Origin of the sequence: Winogradskyella psychrotolerans RS-3 (assembly GCF_000427335.1) — a bacterium.
Lineage (GTDB): Bacteria > Bacteroidota > Bacteroidia > Flavobacteriales > Flavobacteriaceae > Winogradskyella > Winogradskyella psychrotolerans.
The window spans coordinates 149,546-155,973 of sequence record NZ_ATMR01000206.1; the positions used below are offsets into that span (position 1 = coordinate 149,546).

Genomic DNA, 6,428 nt, shown 5'->3' on the forward strand with positions numbered 1-6,428 from the left:
ATCTATAAAAAAATCCTGCCAGAAGCAGGATTAATATTTTTTATGATTTTAAATTCAGTTTTAAACTCAATTCTTTTAGTTGATCATCATCAATTGGTGCAGGCGCATCAATCATCACATCCCGACCAGAATTGTTTTTAGGGAACGCAATAAAATCTCTTATCGTTTCTTGGCCTCCTAAAATGGCAACCAATCTATCTAACCCAAAAGCTAAACCTCCATGTGGTGGTGCTCCATATTCAAAAGCATCCATTAGGAATCCGAATTGTGCTTTAGCCTCTTCATCAGAAAAACCTAGATGTTTTAGCATAATAGCTTGAGTGGCTTTATCGTGAATTCTAATAGAGCCTCCTCCAATTTCGTTACCATTCAATACTAAATCGTAAGCATTGGCTTTTACATCACCAGGATTAGTATCTAGTAATTCTATTTGTCCTGGTTTAGGAGACGTGAATGGGTGGTGCATCGCATGGTAATGACCTGTTTCTTCATCTAATTCTAATAATGGGAAATCAATTACCCATAATGGTGCAAATACTTTAGGATCTCTTAATCCTAAACGTGTTGCTAATTCCATACGTAAAGCACTTAATTGTGCTCTTACTTTATTAGTGTCGCCAGATAAAACACAAACTAAATCACCTGGTTTAGCACCAGTTACTTCTGCCCATTTTGCTAAATCGTCTTGATCGTAAAATTTATCTACTGAAGATTTAAAACTTCCATCGTCATTACATCGCGAATAAATCATACCTAAAGCCCCAACTTGTGGTCGCTTTACCCAATCAATCAATTTATCAATTTCTTTTCTTGTATAACTGTTTCCTCCAGGAACAGCGATACCAACGACTAATTCAGCACTGTTGAATACGCCAAACTCTTTATGTTGTGTCACAGCATTTAATTCACCAAACTCCATCCCAAATCTAATATCTGGTTTGTCATTTCCGTATAGACGCATAGCATCATCGTAAAGCATTCTTGGGAATTTTTCAACTTCAACACCATTTACTTCTTTTAGCAAATGACGTGTTAAACCTTCAAAAACATTTAATATATCTTCTTGCTCAACAAAGGCCATTTCACAATCTATTTGTGTGAATTCTGGTTGTCTGTCGGCACGTAAATCTTCATCTCTAAAACACTTTACAATCTGATAGTATTTATCCATGCCACCAACCATCAATAATTGTTTGAAGGTTTGAGGAGATTGTGGAAGCGCGTAAAATTGTCCTTCGTTCATACGAGAAGGCACTACAAAATCTCTTGCTCCTTCTGGAGTTGATTTGATTAAGTATGGTGTTTCAACTTCAATAAAACCATCATTAGACAAATAGTTTCTCACTTCTTGAGCCACTTTAGCTCTAAAAATTAAGCTGTTTTTCACCGGATTACGACGAATATCTAAATAACGATATTTCATTCTTATGTCGTCTCCTCCATCTGTTTTATCTTCGATAGTAAACGGAGGCACTAAAGCTTTGTTTAAGATTGTTAATTCTGAAACTACAACTTCAATATCTCCAGTTGGAATATTTGGGTTTTTAGAAGCACGTTCAATAACGTTTCCTTTCACTTGAATTACAAATTCGCGTCCAAGCTTTTGCGCTTTTTCTATAATAGCTTTCGGTGTGCGTTCTTCATCAAAATAGAGTTGTGTGATACCATAACGATCTCTAAGATCGATATAAATCATAAATCCTTTATCGCGAACACCTTGAACCCAACCGGAAAGTGTAACTTCTGTATTACTGTGTGATGCTCTTAATTCACCACAATTGTGACTTCTGTACATAATAAAATCCTATAGTTTACACCATATTTAAAGGTTATGGTGTTTTGAAGGTGCAAATTTAATAAGTTAAAAGATTTAAAATCTGTTATTGCCAATTATTTAATAGAAGTTTAATTATTAGGGTGGTTTTAGTAAAATAAAGATAACGGAAGGTTTAGTATTATGCGTAATTAGGATAGTTGTATTTATTTGCGGTTTAAAATAAGAAATTGATAATATTAATATTAAATTTTTGTTAAATCGTTAATTATGACGATATTTAACAAGACTAATCTTTTAAATATTAAAAATTATGAACTACACTTTATCTTTAAAGGTGCTTTTGTTTTCAATTATTTTTATCCCGTTGCTGAGCTTTGGCCAACAAGTTACCGGAAAAGTCGTTGAAGGCACAACTAATATGCCTTTGCTTGGTGTTAATGTTATTGTTAAAGGAACAGCTACAGGAGCTGTAACGGACTTTGATGGGAACTTTAGTATTAACGTAGAAAATTTTCCTGTGATTTTAGTATTCTCTTCTTTAGGGTTTGAAACTGTTGAAGTTAGTGTGAATGAGGCTAAGGTGGTTAACGTTAGCATGCAAGAGTCTGCTACAGGCCTAGATGAAGTTGTTATATCTGGTTTAGCATCTACAGTAAAAAGAACGAATGCCGCCAATAGTGTTGCTAGCTTGTCTTCAGAAGATTTGGCTGGTACTACGCCAGCTCAAACTTTAGATGGTGCTTTAGCTGGTAAATTTACTGGAGCATTGGTCACTTCAAATTCTGGTGCACCAGGCGGTGGGTTGTCTGTAAAGCTTAGAGGCATTACATCTATTAATGGTAATTCGCAACCACTATATATTATCGACGGAGTTTATATTGATAACAGTAGTATTGCATCGGGTGGTATAAATACGGTCTCAGGTGCTGCAACTGGTGGAAATCCATCGTCTCAAGATAACGCAACGAATAGAATTGCCGATATAAATCCAGATGATATTGAAAATATAGAAATCTTAAAAGGAGCATCTGCATCTGCAATATATGGATCTCGTGGTGCTGCCGGCGTAATTATTATTACTACCAAAAAAGGAAAATCAGGTAAAACGAGGTTAAATTTTTCTCAATCTATAGGTTTTAATGAAGTTATAAATTTACAAGGACAAAGAAATTGGACTGCAGAGTTAGCTGAAAGTGCTTTCGGAGAAGGTGCTTTATATACAGCAGCTTTAAATAATGGAACTTTACGTGATTATGAAAAGGAGATGTACGGCGAAAAAGGATTTATTAGTAACACTAGCTTAAGTATGTCTGGTGGCTCTGAAAAAACAAAATTCTATGTTGGATTATCACGAAATCAAGAAGATGGTATTGTTAAAAGAACGGGCTATGATAAAACCTCTTTGAGGTTAAACGCAGACCACAATTTTACGGACCATATTAAATTATCAGTGACTACAAACTATATTAATTCCAGTGCTGATAGAGGTTTTTTTAATAATGATAATACGGGAGCAACAATAGGAGTTGCTTTAACAAATACACGTCCTTGGGATTATTTGCTGCCAGATGCTAACGGTAACTACCCAGAACATCCTAACAATTCATCAAATCCGATTCAAACTAGAGATTTAATGACTAATAATGAATCTACACAAAGATTTATAACGGGTGGAACCTTAGATGTCAATTTATATAGAGGAGAGAATTCTGATTTAAAATTTGTAGCTAAAGCTGGTGCAGATCACTATACGTTAACAGGGACAGTGATTTTTCCAAAATCTTTACAGTTTATGTTACCAGAAAATGGTGGTTTAAACGGTGTGTCTGGTGTTTCAACAACAACAAACACCAATGCCAATTACTCTGCTTTTTTAGTTCACAATTATACAACTGAAAGCGACCTGAGTTTTACAACGCAAGCAGGTATTACAAATGAACAGTTTTCACAGAATGTTGTGAGAGTTGTTGCTACGGATTTAATTGCTTCAGAAACCAATCTAGATCAGGCATCAAACCAAACTGTAAATCAGTTTAGATTAGAACAAGAAGATTTCGGTTTTTATGTTCAAGAATCAATAAACTATCAAGATAAACTGATAGGAACATTGGGAATTAGAGGCGATAAATCCACTAATAATGGGGATATTAATGAATTGTTTTACTATCCAAAAGCATCTTTAGCGGTTAACTTGCATAACTTCGATTTTTGGGGTGATACTAATATTATTAATAGGTTTAAGCCACGTATCGCTTATGGTGAAGCGGGTACATTTGCTGCATTTGGGTCACTATATACGACTTATGTTAGTTCAGCTATTGATGGTAATATTGGTATTTCAGTACCAATTACGAGAGGAAACCCTAATATTTCACCAGAAAGACAAGGTGAACTAGAAGTTGGGTTTGACGCCGGTCTATTAAATAATAGAGTGTCTTTAGAATTTACATATTATAAAAAGACAGTAGACGATTTATTATTACAGGCTAATATAGCTCCTTCAACAGGTTTTAGTACAGAATGGGTAAATGCAGGTACCTTAGAAAACAGAGGTGTTGAAATAGGTATTAATGTCGCAGCTTTTGATTCTGATGATTTTAGATGGGATTCGGGAATTAGCTGGTTTAAGAATGAGTCTGAAATGACAGAACTAAATGTGCCAACCTTTAATTTAGGTGGTTTTGGAAACAGTTTAGGTCAGTTTCAAATTGAAGAAGGCGCGAGTGTAACACAAATCGTGGGTACCACCGGACCAGGAACAGCAGTATCCGTTTTAGGTGATGCAGAACCAGATTTTCAAATGACGTTTAACAATAAGTTTGAATATAAGAACTTTACATTATCATTCTTATGGCATTGGAAAAAAGGAGGTGATAATATTAATTTATCGACGTTATTATCAGATTTTGGAGGAACAAGTGCCGATTATGATGATATCACTCTTGACCCTGGCGGTGTAATTCCGAATGGGGTATACAGGGTAAACAATGGTATTTTCGCTGCTAATGCTAGGCCTTTTGTTGAGGATGCGTCTTATTTAAGATTACGTGAAATTGGATTGTATTACAGTCTTCCAACCAAAACTATAGATCAAGTATTTAAGGGAGTCGTCTCAAATTTAAAAATTGGCGTATCCGGTAATAACCTAATTAACATTTTTGACTATAATGGGTATGATCCTGAGGTATCTAACTTCGGAGGTACTGGTTTATCTACAGGTGTAGATGTGATGCCATTCCCGTCTTCTAAGAGATATATGTTCCATTTATCAGCTCAATTTTAAAATTAAAAATCTATAAAAATGAAAATATCAAAAAAATATTATATTATTCTTTTAGCTATAAGTGTCACAGTATTTACGTCTTGTGAGCTTGACGGTGGCGAAAGTTTAAACGGAGCAAGTACAAATTCTATATCAGATGATTTGTCAAGAGGAGAATTACCATCGGCTGTAGCTGGTGTGTTGTCAGCAATGCGGACAAGATTAGATAATCAAGTTGATGTGCAGAGTATTTTTGGTAGAGAGTATTATTATTTCACAAGTTCAGATCCTAGATTTGAAGGGGATGTTGTTGCTGGAAATTTAGATAATAATACGTTTTATACGACCAGTCCATACCTCTCTAGGTATGCTGTGATTAAAGATATTAATCTAACGCTTCAAGGTCTTGAAAACACTACCGACATTTTTTCAGATGAAGAGGTTGCTGGTATTAAAGGTGTTTTAAATACACTTAAAGCACATGAATTATTAATGGTGTCTAATAATCAGTATACAAATGGAATGAGAATAGATACATCAGATCCTGATAATCTAGGGCCATTTGTTACCTATGAAGACGCTTTAATAGCGATTAGTGACCTATTGAGTACTGCAGCCATTGATTTGGTCAATGCAGGAGGAAGTTTTGCTTTTGATTTAACTACAGGATACTCAGGTTTTAATACGCCTAGTGATTTCTTAAAATTTAATAAAGGATTAAATGCAAGAGTTGAGTCGTATAGAGGGAATTATACGAGCGTATTAAGTTTATTGGATGATTCTTTTATGGAGATGAATGGGGATTTCTATGATGGAGTTTATCATACATTTTCTCTTTCAGGTGCTGATACGCCAAACCCACTTTATCTAGCGTTAAATCAGACCTCTAATGTTAGGGTGTCGCATTCAAGTTTTGTTGACGATGCACTTCCTTTAGATTCGCGAGTTGATAAGGTTGTATTAAGAAATGATCCTATTGAAGCCACTGGATTAGTAGGGGAGTATGATGTTTTCATCTATCAATCTAATGTTGATATGGTACCTATTATGAGAAATGAAGAATTAGTACTTCTTTATGCTGAAGCAAATATGGTAAGTAATCCTTCTGAAGCTGTAATGGCAATTAACGCTATTAGAAATGAGGCCGGTTTAGGAAGCTATAGTGGTGCTTTAACTCCACAGGCATTAGAAGATGAAATTTTGTTTCAAAGACGCTATTCTTTATTTGGAGAAGGACATCGTTGGGTTGATATGAGACGATTTGATAGATTAGATGAATTGCCAAACGATAGAACAACGGATTCAGTTCCAATAGCAGTTCCAATTCCTGCAAACGAAAATCAACAATAATTAAGTTTAACAAAAAAAAAGCCTCAACAATTGTTGAGG

3 protein-coding genes are annotated in these 6,428 nt (G+C 35.0%); 2 read left to right on the forward strand and 1 reads right to left on the reverse strand.

Annotated features, from left to right (window positions below; translation table 11 throughout):
* Positions 1-40: 40 nt before the first annotated feature.
* Entirely contained in the window at positions 41-1,795 is a 1,755-nt protein-coding gene (gene aspS / locus ADIWIN_RS18745) for an aspartate--tRNA ligase (RefSeq protein WP_020898106.1), read from the reverse strand.
* A 292-nt stretch (positions 1,796-2,087) separates the two neighbouring features.
* Here aspS and ADIWIN_RS18750 point away from each other — a divergent pair, with 292 nt between their 5' ends.
* Positions 2,088-5,060, forward strand: a complete 2,973-nt coding sequence (locus ADIWIN_RS18750) for a SusC/RagA family TonB-linked outer membrane protein (RefSeq protein WP_020898108.1) — start codon at positions 2,088-2,090, stop codon at positions 5,058-5,060.
* A gap of 18 nt (positions 5,061-5,078) precedes the next feature.
* Positions 5,079-6,389 carry a RagB/SusD family nutrient uptake outer membrane protein gene (locus ADIWIN_RS18755; protein ID WP_020898109.1) on the forward strand — a complete coding sequence of 437 codons (1,311 nt, stop codon included), beginning with the start codon at positions 5,079-5,081 and terminating at the stop codon, positions 6,387-6,389.
* Positions 6,390-6,428: the final 39 nt, after the last annotated feature.